12 protein-coding genes are annotated in these 14,333 nt (G+C 71.1%); 1 reads left to right on the top strand and 11 read right to left on the bottom strand.

Annotation, left to right across the window (positions count from 1 at the left end):
- Positions 1-51 precede the first annotated feature (51 nt).
- The 3 genes from ACQP1S_RS18425 to araB all read right to left on the bottom strand — a co-directional run bounded on the left by ACQP1S_RS18425 (position 52) and on the right by araB (position 3,609).
- On the bottom strand, positions 52-1,065 hold the full coding sequence (locus tag ACQP1S_RS18425; RefSeq protein ID WP_432896877.1) for an ABC transporter substrate-binding protein: 1,014 nt from the start codon (positions 1,063-1,065) through the stop codon (positions 52-54).
- Between the two features lie 172 nt (positions 1,066-1,237).
- On the bottom strand, positions 1,238-1,915 hold the full coding sequence (locus ACQP1S_RS18430; RefSeq protein ID WP_091243175.1) for an L-ribulose-5-phosphate 4-epimerase: 678 nt from the start codon (positions 1,913-1,915) through the stop codon (positions 1,238-1,240).
- Positions 1,912-3,609, bottom strand: coding sequence for a ribulokinase (araB, locus tag ACQP1S_RS18435; RefSeq protein WP_432896880.1), 1,698 nt, complete (start codon positions 3,607-3,609; stop codon positions 1,912-1,914). The genes ACQP1S_RS18430 and araB overlap by 4 nt, the downstream gene beginning before the upstream one ends.
- A 383-nt stretch (positions 3,610-3,992) precedes the next feature.
- Here araB and manD point away from each other — a divergent pair, with 383 nt between their 5' ends.
- Entirely contained in the window at positions 3,993-5,201 is a 1,209-nt protein-coding gene (gene manD / locus ACQP1S_RS18440; RefSeq protein ID WP_091243182.1) for a D-mannonate dehydratase ManD, read from the top strand.
- Positions 5,202-5,216: 15 nt separating this feature from the next.
- On the opposite strand, the gene ACQP1S_RS18445 is transcribed toward manD, so the two are convergent.
- From ACQP1S_RS18445 to ACQP1S_RS18480, 8 genes are all read right to left on the bottom strand, one after another.
- Positions 5,217-5,627 carry a VOC family protein gene (locus ACQP1S_RS18445; RefSeq protein WP_432896883.1) on the bottom strand — a complete coding sequence of 137 codons (411 nt, stop codon included), beginning with the start codon at positions 5,625-5,627 and terminating at the stop codon, positions 5,217-5,219.
- Between the two features lie 10 nt (positions 5,628-5,637).
- Positions 5,638-6,081, bottom strand: a complete 444-nt coding sequence (locus tag ACQP1S_RS18450) for a helix-turn-helix transcriptional regulator (RefSeq protein ID WP_091243186.1) — start codon at positions 6,079-6,081, stop codon at positions 5,638-5,640.
- Between the two features lie 171 nt (positions 6,082-6,252).
- Positions 6,253-8,388 (bottom strand): alpha-glucuronidase, encoded by a 2,136-nt coding sequence (locus tag ACQP1S_RS18455; protein WP_432896886.1) that lies wholly within the window; start codon positions 8,386-8,388, stop codon positions 6,253-6,255.
- Entirely contained in the window at positions 8,385-9,068 is a 684-nt protein-coding gene (locus ACQP1S_RS18460) for a hypothetical protein (RefSeq protein ID WP_432896889.1), read from the bottom strand. The genes ACQP1S_RS18455 and ACQP1S_RS18460 overlap by 4 nt, the downstream gene beginning before the upstream one ends.
- Positions 9,065-10,618 (bottom strand): GH39 family glycosyl hydrolase, encoded by a 1,554-nt coding sequence (locus tag ACQP1S_RS18465; RefSeq protein WP_432896892.1) that lies wholly within the window; start codon positions 10,616-10,618, stop codon positions 9,065-9,067. The genes ACQP1S_RS18460 and ACQP1S_RS18465 overlap by 4 nt, the downstream gene beginning before the upstream one ends.
- 85 nt (positions 10,619-10,703) lie before the next feature.
- On the bottom strand, positions 10,704-12,341 hold the full coding sequence (locus ACQP1S_RS18470; RefSeq protein ID WP_432896895.1) for an ABC transporter substrate-binding protein: 1,638 nt from the start codon (positions 12,339-12,341) through the stop codon (positions 10,704-10,706).
- A gap of 58 nt (positions 12,342-12,399) precedes the next feature.
- Positions 12,400-13,248 carry a carbohydrate ABC transporter permease gene (locus tag ACQP1S_RS18475; protein WP_432896898.1) on the bottom strand — a complete coding sequence of 283 codons (849 nt, stop codon included), beginning with the start codon at positions 13,246-13,248 and terminating at the stop codon, positions 12,400-12,402.
- An 89-nt stretch (positions 13,249-13,337) separates the two neighbouring features.
- Positions 13,338-14,324: an ABC transporter permease gene (locus tag ACQP1S_RS18480; RefSeq protein WP_432896901.1), complete on the bottom strand. Its 987-nt coding sequence runs from the start codon at positions 14,322-14,324 to the stop codon at positions 13,338-13,340.
- Positions 14,325-14,333 lie beyond the last annotated feature (9 nt).

Genomic DNA, 14,333 nt, shown 5'->3' on the forward strand with positions numbered 1-14,333 from the left:
TTTCCTCGGAGGCGGAGGCCGCCGCGCCGAACGCGGCGGCCTCCGGTCGGATCAGTACTTCCGGTTGGGCAGAGCAGTCTTGGCCTGCTCCTGGGTGAAGGTGGTCTCCTCGGTCTCGACCCGGGCCGGGACCTCTTCGCCAGCCTTGACCTTCTTGGCCAGGTCCATCAGCTGCGGGCCGAGCAGCGGGCTGCACTCGGCGATGAAGTTGAACTTCCCGTCGGCCAGTGCCTGCATGCCGTCCTTGACCGCGTCGACGGTGATGATGGTGATGTCCTTGCCGGGCGTCTTGCCCGCCGCGGTGATCGCCTCCAGCGCGCCCAGGCCCATGTCGTCGTTGTGCGCGAAGAGCACGTCGATCTTCGGGTTGGCCCTGAGGAACTGCTCCATGACCTGCTTGCCGCCGGCCCGGGTGAAGTCACCGCTCTGCGAGGCGACGACCTTCAGGTTGGGGTTGGCGGCGATCGCCTCGGCGAAGCCCTTCTTGCGGTCGTTGGCCGGCGCCGCGCCGGTGGTGCCCTGCAGCTCGACGATGTTCACCGGGCCGGTCGCGGCCGACTTCTCCTTGACCAGCCACTCGCCGGCGAGCTTGCCCTCCTTGACGAAGTCCGAGCCGATGAAGGTCTTGTAGAGGCTCTTGTCGGCCGAGTCGACGGCCCGGTCGGTCAGGATCACCGGGATCTTGGCGTCCTTGGCCTCCTTGAGCACGGTGTCCCAACCCGACTCCACCACCGGCGAGAAGGCGATCACGTCCACCTTCTGCTGGATGAAGTTGCGGATCGCCTTGATCTGGTTCTCCTGCTTGCCCTGCGCGTCGTCGAACTTCAGCTCGTAGCCGGCCGTGGTGGCGGCTTCCTTGATCGAGTTGGTGTTCGCCGTGCGCCAGCCGCTCTCCGCGCCGACCTGCGAGAAGCCGATGACCAGCTTGCTGTTGCCGCCGCCGCTGCTGTCGCTGTCGCCGCCGGTGTCGCTGTTGCCACAGCCGGCGAGTCCGCCGGCCAGCAGGCCGACGGCGAGCATCGCGCCGAGGCCGCGTCGGGTGAGGGTAATACCGGTCTTCGCCATGTGAAGACTCCTTGTATGGGGATGAGGTGGGGGATGGTGCTACTGCGGGAAGGACCGGCCGGCACGGCACGCCGGACGAGCCGGACCCTCCAGGGGTGGTGCATCGGGTTGCGGTGGATCGACCGGGCCGCACGGGGCGGGCCGGTGGCGAGGACGGGCGGGGTCGTAGCGGTTACGGCCCCGGTTGCCCGTAGACGTTCTGGTAGCGGTGATAGAGCGAGTCGATGTCCGTCTGGGCCATCGGCACCGGGGTGCCGAGGGTCCGGGTCAGGTGGGCGGTCCGGGCCACGTCCTCGCACATCACGGCGGCCTTCACCGCCGCGCGGGCGTCCCGGCCGATGGTGAAGACGCCGTGGTTGCGCATCAGCACCGCCGGTGAGCGGTGACCGGACAGGGTCGCCACGATGCCCTTGCCGATGTCGTCGCCGCCGATCAGCGCGAACGGACCGACCGGGATCTCACCGCCGAACTCGTCGGCCTGCGCGGTGAGGTGGCACGGGATCGCCTCGCCGCAGGCGGCCCAGGCGGTGGCGTACCCGCTGTGGGTGTGCACCACCCCGCCGACCTCGGGCATCGCCCGGTAGACGTAGGCGTGGGCGGCGGTGTCGCTGGACGGCGAGAGGTCACCGTCGACCACCACCCCCTCCAGGTCGCAGACGATCATGTTGTCGGCCCGCAGGTCGTCGTAGGACACCCCGCTCGGCTTGATCACCATCAGCTCCCGGCCGGGCACCCGGGCCGAGACGTTTCCGGCCGTCCAGGCCACCAGGTTGTAGCGCACCAGCTCGCCGTGCAGGGTGGCCACCTGCGCGCGCAGCCGGGCCACCTCGGCGTCGAGGTCGAGGGTCATGCCGGCACCTCCAGGGGGTCGGTGGTCGCGTCGACCGGCGGCGCGACGGCCGGACGGCGGGCGGCGTTGCGGATGGCCCGCAGCCGCAGCAGCACGTCGTCGCCGCCCCGGCCGAAGTGGTCGTGCAGCCGGCGGTACTCGGCGTAGAGCGCGTCGTAGGCGTCGGCGCGCTCCGGGTCGGGCCGGTAGACCTCGCGGTCCACCCGGCCCATCGCCGCCGAGGCGGTCGGCACGTCGGGGTACGCGCCGGCCGCGACCGCCGCGTGGATCGCGGAGCCCAGGGCCGGGCCCTGCGCCGAGCCGATGATGCCCAGCGGCCGTCGGGTCACGTCGGCGTAGATCTGCATCAGCAGGCTGTTGTTGGTGAGCCCGCCGGCCACGATCAGCTCGTCGACCGGGACGCCCGCCTCGGCGAACGCCTCGATGATCATGCGGGTGCCGTACGCGGTGGACTCCAGCAGCGCACGGTAGACGTCCGGCGGGCGGGTGGCCAGGGTGAGCCCGACGAGCACCCCGCTGAGGTCGTGGTTGACCAGCAGCGACCGGTTGCCGTTCCACCAGTCCAACGCCACCAGGCCGTGCCCGCCGACGGGCTGCGCGGCGGCCGCGGCGGTCAACTCCTCGTGGGAGGCGAACCCGGCGGGGGCGGCGTGCGTGACGTACCAGCCGAAGATGTCGCCGACGCCGCTCTGGCCGGCCTCGTAGCCCCAGGAGCCCGCGCTGATCCCGCCCTCGACCACCCCGCACATGCCGGCCACCTCGGCCCGCTCGGTACCGTTGACCACGTGGCAGGTGGAGGTGCCCATGATGGCGACCAGCCGGCCGGGGGTCAGGGCCTGCGCGGCGGCGGCGGTGACGTGGGCGTCGACGTTGCCGACGGCCACCGCGATCCCCTCCGGCAGCCCGGTCCAGGCGGCGGCCTGCGCGGTCAGCCCGCCGGCCCGGGTGCCGAGCTGCGCCAACGGCCCGTCGATCTTGGCGACGAAGTCGGCGAAGCCGGGGTTCAACGCGGACAGGTAGGCCGGGGACGGGTAGTGGCCGTCCTGGAGCAGCCCCTTGTAACCGGCGGTGCAGACGTTGCGGGTCTCGACGCCGCAGAGCTGCCAGACGATCCAGTCGGCGGCCTCGATCCAGCGCTCCGCACGGGCGTAGACCTCCGGGTCCTCCTCCAGCAGTTGCAGCCCCTTGGCGTACTGCCACTCGGCGGAGATCTTGCCGCCGTACCGGCCGATCCAGGACTCGCCCCGGGCATGGGCCAGCGCGTTGATCCGGTCGGCCTGCGGCTGGGCGGCGTGGTGCTTCCACAGCTTCACCCAGGCGTGCGGGCGGGTACGCAGGTCGGGCAGCTCGCACAGCGGGGTGCCGTCGGCCAGGGTGGGCAGCACGGTGCAGGCGGTGAAGTCGATACCGACGGCGACCACCTGGGCCGGGTCGACGCCGCTCGCGGCCAACGCCGCAGGCACCGCCTCGCGCAGCACGTCGCGGTAGTCGTCCGGGTCCTGCAACGCCCAGTCGGCCGGCAGGGGCTGGCCGTCGGCGGCGAGCGTCGTGTCCATCACCGCGTGGCGGTACTCGTGCACCGCCGTGCCCAGCTCGGCGCCGTCGCCGACCCGCACCACCAGCGCCCGACCCGACAGCGTGCCGTAGTCGACGCCGACGACGTACCGGTCCTGCGGCTTTGCGCCTGCATCCATGCCGTTCTCCGTTCAATCGTTGGGGGCAAGTGTTAGCGCTCACATGGAATCCGTCAAGGCGCATCCATGTAACACTGCCGTAACCATCCTGAGCGGCCCCGGCACGGCATCCATCAACACCGCTCCGACCAGCCATCGAGTAGGTCGCATACGACGAACAGGTGAGCGGTCACATCCGTTCGGCCGGGCGGGCCCTTGACACGCCTGGACGGGCGGTTCCAGACTTCGGGGCGACCGCGCCGCGGGCCGGAAGCCGGGCCGGACGGGCGACGACGGGTCCACCGACGTCACCCCCTGCCCACCGGCCGCACGCGCGGGACGGACCACGGCCTTCGTCCGCGCGGCGGACCACACGGCCTTCGTCGCCACCCGAAGGAGGCCGTGTGCGGATCGTCGACGCCCGGGTCATCGTGACCTGTCCGGGCCGCAACTTCGTCACCCTGAAGATCGTCACCGACGAGGGGGTCACCGGCGTCGGGGACGCCACCCTCAACGGCCGCGAGCTGGCCGTCGCGTCATACCTGCGCGACCACGTGGTGCCGCTGCTGATCGGGCGGGACCCGGCCCGGATCGAGGACACCTGGCAGTACCTCTACCAGGGGGCCTACTGGCGGCGCGGGCCGGTGACGATGAGCGCGATCGCCGCCGTGGACACCGCGCTGTGGGACATCAAGGGCAAGGTCGCCAACCTGCCCGTCTACCAACTGCTCGGCGGTCGGTCCCGCGACGGGGTCACCGTCTACGGGCACGCCAACGGCGAGACGGTCGAGGACGTGCTGGTCGAGGTCGCCCGCTACGTCGACCTCGGCTACCGGGCGATCCGGGTGCAGTGCGGTGTGCCGGGGTTGCCGAGGACCTACGGGGTCAGCGCGGACAAGCTGTTCTACGAACCGGCCGACGCGGCCCTGCCCAGCGAGGCGACCTGGTCCACCGCGCGGTACCTGGCGCACGTCCCGACGGTCTTCGCCCGGGTACGCGACGAGTTCGGCCCGACCCTGCGGCTGCTGCACGACGTGCACCACCGGCTCAGCCCGATCGAGGCGGCCCGGCTCGGCAAGAGCCTGGAACCGCACGCGCTGACCTGGATGGAGGACCCGGTCCCCGCCGAACTGCCGGAGGGCTTCCGGCTGATCCGCCAGCACACCACCACCCCGGTCGCCGTCGGCGAGGTGTTCAACACCATCTGGGACGCCGCCCAGCTCATCCGGGAACAGCTCATCGACTACATCCGTACCACGGTGGTGCACGCCGGCGGGATCACCCACCTGCGGCGCATCTTCGACCTGGCGGCGCTGCACCACGTGCGCAGCGGCTCACACGGGGCCACCGACCTCTCCCCCGTCTGCATGGCCGCCGCCCTCCACCTCGACCTGGCCATCCCCAACTTCGGCCTGCAGGAGTACATGCGGCACACCGACGCCACCGACGAGGTCTTCCCGCACGGCTACCGCTACGCCGACGGCTACCTGCACCCGGCGGAGACCCCCGGCCTCGGGGTGGACATCGACGAGGAGGCGGCGGCCCGCTACCCGTACGCCCCGGCGTACCTGCCGGTCAACCGGCTGGAGGACGGCACCGTCCACCCCTGGTGAGCCGGGCCGCCAAGGTCAGCGCAGCTCCTTGACGCGGATCAGGTTGCCCGCCGGGTCGCGGAAGGCGCAGTCGCGCACCCCGTACGGCTGGTCGATCGGCTCCTGGACCACCTCGGCGGTGCTGGCCTGCACCCTCTCGAAGGTGCCGTCGAGGTCCGGGGTGGCCAGCATGAGCCAGCCGTAGGTGCCCTTGGCCATCATCTCGGCGATGGTCCGGCGCTCCTCGTCGGTGACGCCCGGGTCGACGGCCGGCGGCGCCAGCAGGATCGACGTGCCGGGCTGACCGACCGGGCCGAGGGTGATCCAGCGCATCCTGCCCGACCCGACGTCGTTGCGGACCTCGAAACCGAGGATGTCGCGGTAGAAGGCCAGCGAGGCGTCCGGGTCGTCGTGCGGCAGGAAACAGGTGTCGATGGTGAGATCCATGCCGCTCACGCTAGGTGAGGATCGGGGCGGGTGCTTCTCGATTCCTGACCGGCCGGGTCAGCTGTTTGGTCAGGCACGGCGGCGGCTCCGCCGACCCGGGCGTCGACGACGCCCGGTAGCTGCTCGGCGGAACGCCGACCAGCTCGGTGAAGCGGGTGCTGAAGGTGCCCAGCGACGCGCAGCCCACCGCGAAGCAGACCGCGGTGACGCTGAGGTCGCCCCGGCGCAGCAGCGCCATCGCCCGCTCGATCCGCCGGGTCATCAGATAGGCGTACGGTGACTCGCCGTAGGCGCGGCGGAACTGCCGGCTGAGGTGCCCGGCCGACATGTGCACGCCCCGGGCCAACGCCTCGACGTCCAGCGGCCGGGCGTACTCCCGGTCGATGCGGTCCCGCACCCGGCGCAGCCGGGCCAGGTCGCGCAACTGCTGCTCCGGGGCGGATCTGCTGGTCATCCCGTGATCGTGCCACGTCCCGCCGGGTCGCCCCACCCCGACGCGGCCCGTCCCCACGCGGCCCGTCCCCACGCGGCCCGTCCCGGTCGGCGGGCGGCGACCTCAGCCCGGCCGGCCGGGCACCGGCGTGCGGCGGCACCGGCCGTCGTCCGGCGGTGCCGCCGGGCGCGGTCAGTAGATGTGGCGGCCCTTCGCGTCGGGCACCCCGGACTTGCGGAAGAAGTACGTGTTGACCTGGTCCCGCCACTCGGTGGCGCAGCGCAGTTGCTCGTCGAGGCGCTCGACGACCCGGTCGTACACGGCCCGGTCGATCACCCCGGCGAGCCGGGTCCACCGGTCCCGCATCGCCACCACCTCTTCCACCCCGGCGAAGTGGGTGTCGTAGATGTGCTGGATGACCGGGACGCCGCTGTGCAGGACGTGGGAGTAGGGCACGTGGTGGAAGAAGAGCAGCAGTTCGTCCGGGCACCGCTCGAGCGACTCGTACACCTGGGACCAGGGCTGCGGGTACTGGCCGGCGAAGCCGGTGCCGGTCGCGCAGGTCCGGTCCACGCCGACGCCGTCGCGGTCGGCGAAGTGGTAGGTGCCCCACCGGCTGTACTCGTAGCCGTCCACCCCCGGCCCGTAGTGGCCGGCCGGATTGACCATGAAGCCGACACCCAACGGGGCGGTGTAGCGCTCGTAGGTGCGCCAGGAGTCGTCCAGCACCGCGTGCAGCGTCTCGCGCACCAACGCCGGGTCACCGACCGTCGACGCCGGGAAGGTCAGGTCGATCCACTCGTCGAGGAGCGCGCCCGGGTCCAGGCCCGGATCCCAGGCCAGCCGCCCGAAGGCGTACAGGTTGGCCTGGGCCAGCGGGTGCCCGCACCAGAACGGATCGTCCCCCACGTTGGCCACGGCGACCAGGTCGCCGCCCCGCCGCGGCCCCGGGCCGGGCACGTCCGCCAGCACGTCGGCGACACTGCGCTCCGCCGCCCCCCACGGCCGGAAGGCCAGCACCTCACGCCACCAGGGGGCGAGGTAGCAGGCGTGCCACTGCTGGCCGGTGTACTCCTGGGTCACCTGCAACTCCACCGCCAGCCGGGTGGCCGGCATGGCCGCGATCACCGGCGAGACCGGCTCCCGGGGTTGGAAGTCGACCGGGCCGAACTTCACCTGGAGGACGACGTTGTCGGCGAACCGCCCGTCCAACGGGGCGAAGTGGTCGTACGCGGCACGGGCCCGGTCGGTGGTCCGGTCCCGCCAGTCCTGCCGGTGGTCGTAGACGAACGCCCGCCAGTGCACCACTCCCCCGTGCGGGGCGAGCGCGGCGGCGAGCAGGTTCGCCCCGTCGGCGTGGTCGCGCCCGTAGCTGAACGGGCCGGGCTGTCCCTCCGAGTCGGCCTTCACCACGTACCCGCCGAAGTCGGGGATGCGCGCGTAGACCCGGCGGGTGGCGCTCTCCCACCAGTCCCGCACCCGGTCGTCGAGGGGGTCGGCGGTGGGCAGGCCACCGAGGACGACGGGGGCGGCGAAGGTCACCGACAGGTGCACCCGGATGCCGTACGGGCGCAGCAGGTCGGCGAGGTCGACCACGTCGTCGAGCCGGTCGGTCAGCAACCGCGCCTCGGTCAGGCCGACGTTGACGTTGTTCACCGAGATCGCGTTGACCCCCATGGAGGCGAGCAGCCGCCCGTACGCCCGCAGCCGGTCCCGGTCACCGTGGGGAGCGCCGTCGCGCCAGAAGATCGAGCCGCCCGCGTAGCCGCGCTCCACCTGACCCATCACCGGGTGCACGGCCACGTTGTCCCAGTGGTCGAGCATCCGGCGGCGCAGCGCGGGTCGGTGCGCCCGCGCCGGATGCTCCCCGGCGTACGCGGACGCGCCGAGCCGGACCAGGTGGAACAGGCCGTACAACAGCCCGGCCGGGGCGTCGGCCAGCACCACGGTCACGTCGTCGACCCGGGTCAGCAGGAACCCCTCGTCGCCGAGCGGCCCGTCGTCGGGGCCCGGGACCGCCGACGCGCCGGCCGGCACCGCCGACGGCAGCCCGCCCGTGGTGCGCAGGGCGAGCGCCACGTCGACGGGGCCGACGGGCAGTGCGTCACCCGAGGTCGCACCCGTGCCGGTCCGTCCGGCCCGTCCGCCGTGTGCGGCGCAGGCCCGCGCCACCTCGGCGAATACCGTGTCGACCAGCGGACCGTCGCCGTGCACCAGCACCCGGCGCGTACCGAGGGCCCGGAACGCCTCCGCCGGGAGCCAGGCGGGGTGCGGCGGGCTTTCCCCGTCGTCGGTCGCTCCGGCCGGGAGGGTGGCGGGTCTGGTCATCCGGTGAAGTCCTTCCGCACGATATCGGTCATCGGGGTGGCGACCCGCAGGTACGCCAGGACGAACAGCACGGCCAGCAACGCCAGCAGCGCCTCGGAGGAGAGCACGGTGAGCGCGGTGGCAGCGGCCAGCAACAGCAGGTTGCCGACGGTGACGCCGGGGGTGCGGATCAGGAAGTGCACCGCCAGCCGGAGCACGTCGCGGGTGCGGAAGGTGAACAGCGAGGCGATCACCAGGGCGTTGCCGCCGACCAGCACGAGCGCCACGCCGAGTCCGACCAGCGGCACCGCCCAGCCGGGCGGGACGCCCGCAGTGGCCAGGTGGGTGAGGTTGACCCCGATGACGGTCAGCCACAGCAGCAGCGGCACCCAGATCCGCAGCACCTGCGGCAGGTTGGCCCGGTAGCCCTGCCGGAACCGGGCGGCGGGTCGCAGGTCGGTCAGGTCGGGGCGTTGGTGGTGCAGGGCGTACAGGGCGGCGGAGACCCCCGGGCCGACCGGGAGCAGGCAGACCGCGACCAGCGGCAGGTTGCTGGCGTCCCGGCCGAGCAGGAGCAGCGGGACCAGTCCGGGCAGGGTGACCAGGGCCAGCAGCAGCCCGACGACGAGCACCGTGTACACCGATGCGGCGGCCCGCGACAGTGGGCCGTCGCCGAACTCCCGCCAGGGCTGCGCGCTCACGACCGCTCGTCCCGGTCGGGCGACGGGGTGCGCTCGGTGGGGCCGCCGAGCAGCCGGGCCTCGTCCCACCACGGCGGGGTCTCGTCCCGTACCGCCGCCAACTCGACCAGGGTGACCTCGTGCCGGGCCAGGGTGAGGTCGAGGTCGACCCGGCCGGCGGTGACCGGCAGGGCGCGGTGGGAGCGGGCCGGTTCGGCGGCCTCCCGCAGGGTGTCGAGCTGGTCGGGTCGGGGGGACCGGGGGCGGCCCATCTCGCTCCAGGCGGCCCAGGCGTTGCCGGCCTCCTCGCTGACCGACGAGCGGAGCAGGAACACCGACGAGGCGCCGGGCGGGCCCACCGGCACCGACAGGGCCACCGGGTGCCGATCGGGCACCGGCGCATGGCCGGTCACGTCCACCGGCGCCCAGGCCAGCACGGCGACCCGGCCGTCGGGATACCGGGTGACCAGGTGGTCCGCGCCGCGCGCCAGCACCTCGTCGCCGAGGCGGGCCATGAAGGCGTACAGGTGGTAGGTGGGTTTCTTGATCTGGTGGTGGGTGAGCAGGCCGAACCCGCCGTGGAACAGCGCCGTCGGCACCCCCGTCTCCTCGAACATGTCGCTGAACGTCCAGTACGAGAAGGAGTCGACCAGGTCACCGCCGGCCGCCAGCACCGGGGCGAGGTACGCGGCGTGGAAGGCCGTGTCGTGGATCGGGTTGTCCGGCCGGTAGGAGGAGTTGAACTCGGTGATGTGCACCGGCAACTCCGCCAGGGCGGTGCCGAACAGGTGCCGCCGGGGCGCGGCGAACTGCTCCAGCAGCGACGACGCCGGGGCCAGCGTCTGGTGGGTGCCGAAGGGTACGTGCTGGGCAGGGCCGGAGGTGTAGGCGTGCCGGCTGACGAAGTCGACCGGCACGTCGTGTGCGGTGACGAAGTCGGCGAAGGGTTCCAGCCAGTCGTCCGCGCCGGGCGAGATGGCCGGGCCGCCGACCTGCAACCCGGCGTCGACCTCCTTGACGGCGTGCGCGGTGACCTCGTAGAGCCGGTGGTAGGCGTCCCGGTCCGCGCCCTGCCAGAAGTCGGTCAGGTTGGGTTCGTTCCACACCTCGATCGGCCAGCCCCGTACCTCGTCGAGACCGTACCGGTCGACCAGGTGGGCCACCGTGGCGCGGACCAGGTCGGCCCACTCCGACCAGCAGCGGGGCGGGGTGACGTTGCCCTGCCACCAGAACACCGTCTGGTCGCCGGAGGCCAGCCCGGAGGGCATGAAGCCCAGCTCCACGAAGGGTCGGACACCCAGCCGGAGGTAGGCGTCGATCACCTGGTCGACGTAGGTGAAGGCGTGGTGCACCCGGCGTTCGCCCTGGTGCTGGTAGGGGCGGTGGACGCCGACGCCGTCGCTGAGCAGGCCGTGCCCGCGGATGTGCCGGAAGCCGATGTCCCGCTGGATCAGGGCCAGCGAGTCCTGGTAGTCGCGGCGCAGGGCCAGTTCGAAGCGCCCGGTGCCGACGCAGTGCCGCCAGGCATCGGTGAGCCGCCCCACGGGCTGGGCGGGAACGGTGATCCGCATCGTCGTCGTCCTCCGGTGGTCGCCGTGCCGGTGCCGGTGACCGGTCCGGCCGGGCCCGTGGCGGGGCCCGGCCGGACCGGGTCGGTCAGCCGTTGTCCTTCTCGAACCGCTCGTGCGCCTTGTTGACCAGTCCGATGTACTGGTCGGCGTTCTTGGCCTTCAGCTCACCGAGGTAGGCGTCCCACTCGGTGAGGGGCCGCTGGCCGAGGATGAACTTCAGCGTGTTCTGGACGACGTGGTCCTTCAGCGGGGTCTCCCAGAGCGACGCCTGCTCCCGTTCCTCGTCGGTGAGCGGGGCCGGCGGGTCCACCGGCAACGGCGTCCGGGCGTTCATCACCTTCTGGAACTCCATCTCCTCCGGGGAGAAGAAGGACTGCACCAGGTCGAGCTTGCCGCCGTAGGAGAACACCCCGTTGCCGAAGCCGAAGTCCTTCTGCAGGTGCTTGCTGCCCTTGGGGTTGAGCCCGATCATGTCGACGTCGGGATTCAGGGTGTACTTGCCGGCGGCGTCCTTGGTGAAGGTGGTCCCCTCGACGCCCCACTTGGCGAACTCCTGGCCGGCGTCGGAGTAGTACACCCAGTCGATGAACTGCATCAGCGCCACGAAGTTCTTGCTGTCCCGGGCCTTCTTGGAGATCATGATGCCGTTCTCCAGCCGGCTGGCCGGGTTGATCTCGCCGGCCGGGCCGACCAGCAGCGGGATCTTCGTCAGCTTGGCGTTCGGCTGGGTCTTGGCCAGGTCGGGGCGGTAGTCGTTGATGAGGGTCTGGGCGTTGCTGCCGATGACGAAGGACTTGCCGTTGGCGAGCTTCTGCCGGGCCTGGTCATCGGTCTGGGTGAAGCTCTCCGGGTCGAGCAACTTCTCGGCCACCAGCTTGTTGAGGTAAACGATCACCTGCTTGTACTGCTCGGTGGCACCGGTGTAGACGAACTTCTTCGCCGCCGGGTCCCAGGTGGCGGGGTTCCAGCTCCAACCGGTCCGCAGGCCGTGCGCGGCGCCGACGATGCTCAGCAGTTCCCCGCCCGGGTTCGGCTTGCTCCACCGGTCCGAGTACGGGTACGTGTCGGGGTAGCGCGCCTTCATCGCCTTGAGCACGGTGTACAGCTCGTCCCAGGTCTTGGGGATCTGGAGGTTGAGCTGCTGGAGGATGTCGGTGCGCATCGCGATCGAGTACTCCGCCCACGGCTTCTCGTGCAGGCCGGGGAGCAGGTAGAACTTGCCGTCGGACTGTCGCAGCGTGTCGAACTCCGGTTGGAGGTTCCACTTGGCGATCTTGTCCTTGAGGTGGGGCATCAGGTCCAGGTAGTCGCTCACCGGGAGGATCGCGCCGGAGGAGACGAAGGCGTTCTCCTGCGGGTGGTAGGTCTTCGGGATGATCAGCGGCGCATCGCCGGCACCGATCAGCAGGCTGCGCTTCTGCTCGTAGTCGCTCAGCGGCACGGCCACCGGTGCGAGCTTGACGTTGGTCCGCTTGGTCAGCTCCGACCAGAACAGCCAGTCGTCCTTGAGCGGATAGTTCGGGTGGTTGTTGTAGAGGATGGGGAAGGAGAGCGGCTCGGTCGCCTTGAACTGCGTGTCGATCCCGTAGTCGGCCATCGCGCCGGCCCGGTTGCCGTCGAGGTTCTTGGCCTCCGGGGCCTCCTCGGAGCAGGCCCCGACGAGGGTGAGGGTGAGCAGCCCGGCAGCGGCTATCGCCACGCGGCGCCACGTCCTGTGCAACATGGCTCGTCCTTTCGATCAGGTGGTGTGGGGGTGCAGTGGGGTGGAGCGGTCGGCCGGGCTACCCCTTGACCGCGCCGAGCATCACGCCGGACACGAAGAACCGTTGGACGAAGGGGTAGACCGCGAGGATCGGCAGCGTGGTGAGCACGATGGTCACGGCCTGGATGGTGGCCGCCGCCTGCACCGCGTCGGACTCGGCGACACCACCGGCCGACTGCGCCCCGGTCGCCCCGGCGATGAGGTTGCGCAGGTAGACCGTGACCGGGAGCAGATCCTGCTGGTCGAGGTAGAGGAACGCGGTGAACCAGGAGTTCCAGAAGGACACCGCGTAGAACAGCAGCATCGTGGCGATGATCGCCTTGGACAGCGGCAGCACGATCCGCAGCAGGGTGCCGTACGTGCTCAGCCCGTCGACCGCGGCGGCCTCCTCCAGCTCGACCGGCAGGCTCTCGAAGAACGCCTTCATCACCAGCAGGTTGAACACGTTGATCGCGTTGGGCAGGACCACCGCCCAGATGCTGTTCTTCATCCCCAGGCTGGTGATCAGCACGTAGTTGGGGATCAGCCCGCCGGAGAAGAACATGGTGAACACGGCGATCCCGACGAGCACCCCACGCCCTCTGAGCTGGTGCTTCGACAACACGTACGCGTAGCAGGTGGTCAACACGATCGAGATGGCGGTGGCCACGACGGTGTAGACCACGGTGTTGCGGTAGTTCGTCCAGAACATCGGGTCGGACATCACCAACCGGTAGGCGGTGAGGTTGAAGCCCTGCGGGACGAGGTTGACCTTGCCCGCGATGATCGGCGCCTCGTCGCTGAGCGACCGGGCCACGATGTTGACGAACGGGTAGAGCGTCACGATCACCACGAGGGTCAGCACGACCCCGTTGACCGCCTGGAACACCCGGTAGCCTCGGGTGGGTCGGATTCCCCGCGGCCGGCGGGCCCGCACGGGATCCGTCGTCTTCGGGCCGGCCGTGCCGGGGGCCACGGTCACCACAGGCTCGTCCCGACCGTGCGCCGGGAGATGGTGTTCGCCCCGAGGACCAGGACCAGCCCGATCACCGCCTCGAACAGGCCGATGGCGGCGGCGTAGCTGAAGTTGCTGGACTCGAAGCCCAACCGGAACAGGTACGTGGAGATCACGTCGGCGGTCGGGTACGTCAACGGGTTGTACAGCAGCAGGATCTTCTCGAACCCGACGGCCATGAAGGTGCCGATGTTGAGGATCAGCAGGGTCACCATCGTCGGCCGGATGCCCGGCAACGTGACGTGCCAGGTCTGCCGCCAGCGGTTGGCACCGTCGATCCGGGCCGCCTCGTACAGGTTCTCGTCGATGGTGGTGAGCGCCGCCAGATAGAGGATCGTCCCCCAGCCGACGGTCTGCCAGACCTCCGAGGAGACGTAGACGGCCCGGAACCAGCCCGGCTGTTGCAGGAACGCCACGCCGTCCCCGCCGATGCCCCGGACCACCTGGTTGACCGAGCCGTCCATCGACAGCAACTGCATCACCATCGCCGCCACGATCACGATGGACAGGAAGTGCGGCAGGTAGGACACCGACTGGACGAACCGCTTGAGCCGGCGGGCCCGGACCTCGTTGAGCAGCAGCGCCAGCACGATCGGCAGCGGGAAGCAGAACAGCAGGGTCAGCGTGCCCAGCACCAGGGTGTTGGTGAACACCTGCCAGAAGGTCGGGTCGGCGAGGAACAGCCGGAAGTACCGCAGGCCCACCCAGTACTCGCCGAAGACGCTCCCGCCGGGGCTGAACCGGCGGAACGCGATCACGTTGCCGATCATCGGCAGATACCGGAAGACCAGGAAGAACAGCAGCGGCAGGACGGCCAGCGAATAGAGCTGCCAGTCCCGGCTCAGGGCCCGCCGCCAGGGATGCCGGCGACGTCGGCGCGGTGTCGGGGCGGGGGCCGCCGCAGCCCGCCCCGGCGCCGGTGGGGGCGGCCGTAGCGTCTCGGATGTCATTCTCGGCCT

This window comes from Micromonospora matsumotoense, assembly GCF_050951065.1.
Lineage (GTDB): Bacteria > Actinomycetota > Actinomycetes > Mycobacteriales > Micromonosporaceae > Micromonospora > Micromonospora matsumotoensis.

Bases quoted from the DNA above. Each gene is read 5' to 3' on its own strand.
- ACQP1S_RS18425 (WP_432896877.1), bottom strand. From the start codon at position 1,065: ATGGCGAAGACCGGTATTACCCTCACCCGACGCGGCCTCGGCGCGATG.
- ACQP1S_RS18430 (WP_091243175.1), bottom strand. From the start codon at position 1,915: ATGACCCTCGACCTCGACGCCGAGGTGGCCCGGCTGCGCGCGCAGGTG.
- araB (WP_432896880.1), bottom strand. From the start codon at position 3,609: ATGGATGCAGGCGCAAAGCCGCAGGACCGGTACGTCGTCGGCGTCGAC.
- ACQP1S_RS18445 (WP_432896883.1), bottom strand. From the start codon at position 5,627: ATGGATCTCACCATCGACACCTGTTTCCTGCCGCACGACGACCCGGAC.
- ACQP1S_RS18450 (WP_091243186.1), bottom strand. From the start codon at position 6,081: ATGACCAGCAGATCCGCCCCGGAGCAGCAGTTGCGCGACCTGGCCCGG.
- ACQP1S_RS18455 (WP_432896886.1), bottom strand. From the start codon at position 8,388: ATGACCAGACCCGCCACCCTCCCGGCCGGAGCGACCGACGACGGGGAA.
- ACQP1S_RS18465 (WP_432896892.1), bottom strand. From the start codon at position 10,618: ATGCGGATCACCGTTCCCGCCCAGCCCGTGGGGCGGCTCACCGATGCC.
- ACQP1S_RS18470 (WP_432896895.1), bottom strand. From the start codon at position 12,341: ATGTTGCACAGGACGTGGCGCCGCGTGGCGATAGCCGCTGCCGGGCTG.
- ACQP1S_RS18480 (WP_432896901.1), bottom strand. From the start codon at position 14,324: ATGACATCCGAGACGCTACGGCCGCCCCCACCGGCGCCGGGGCGGGCT.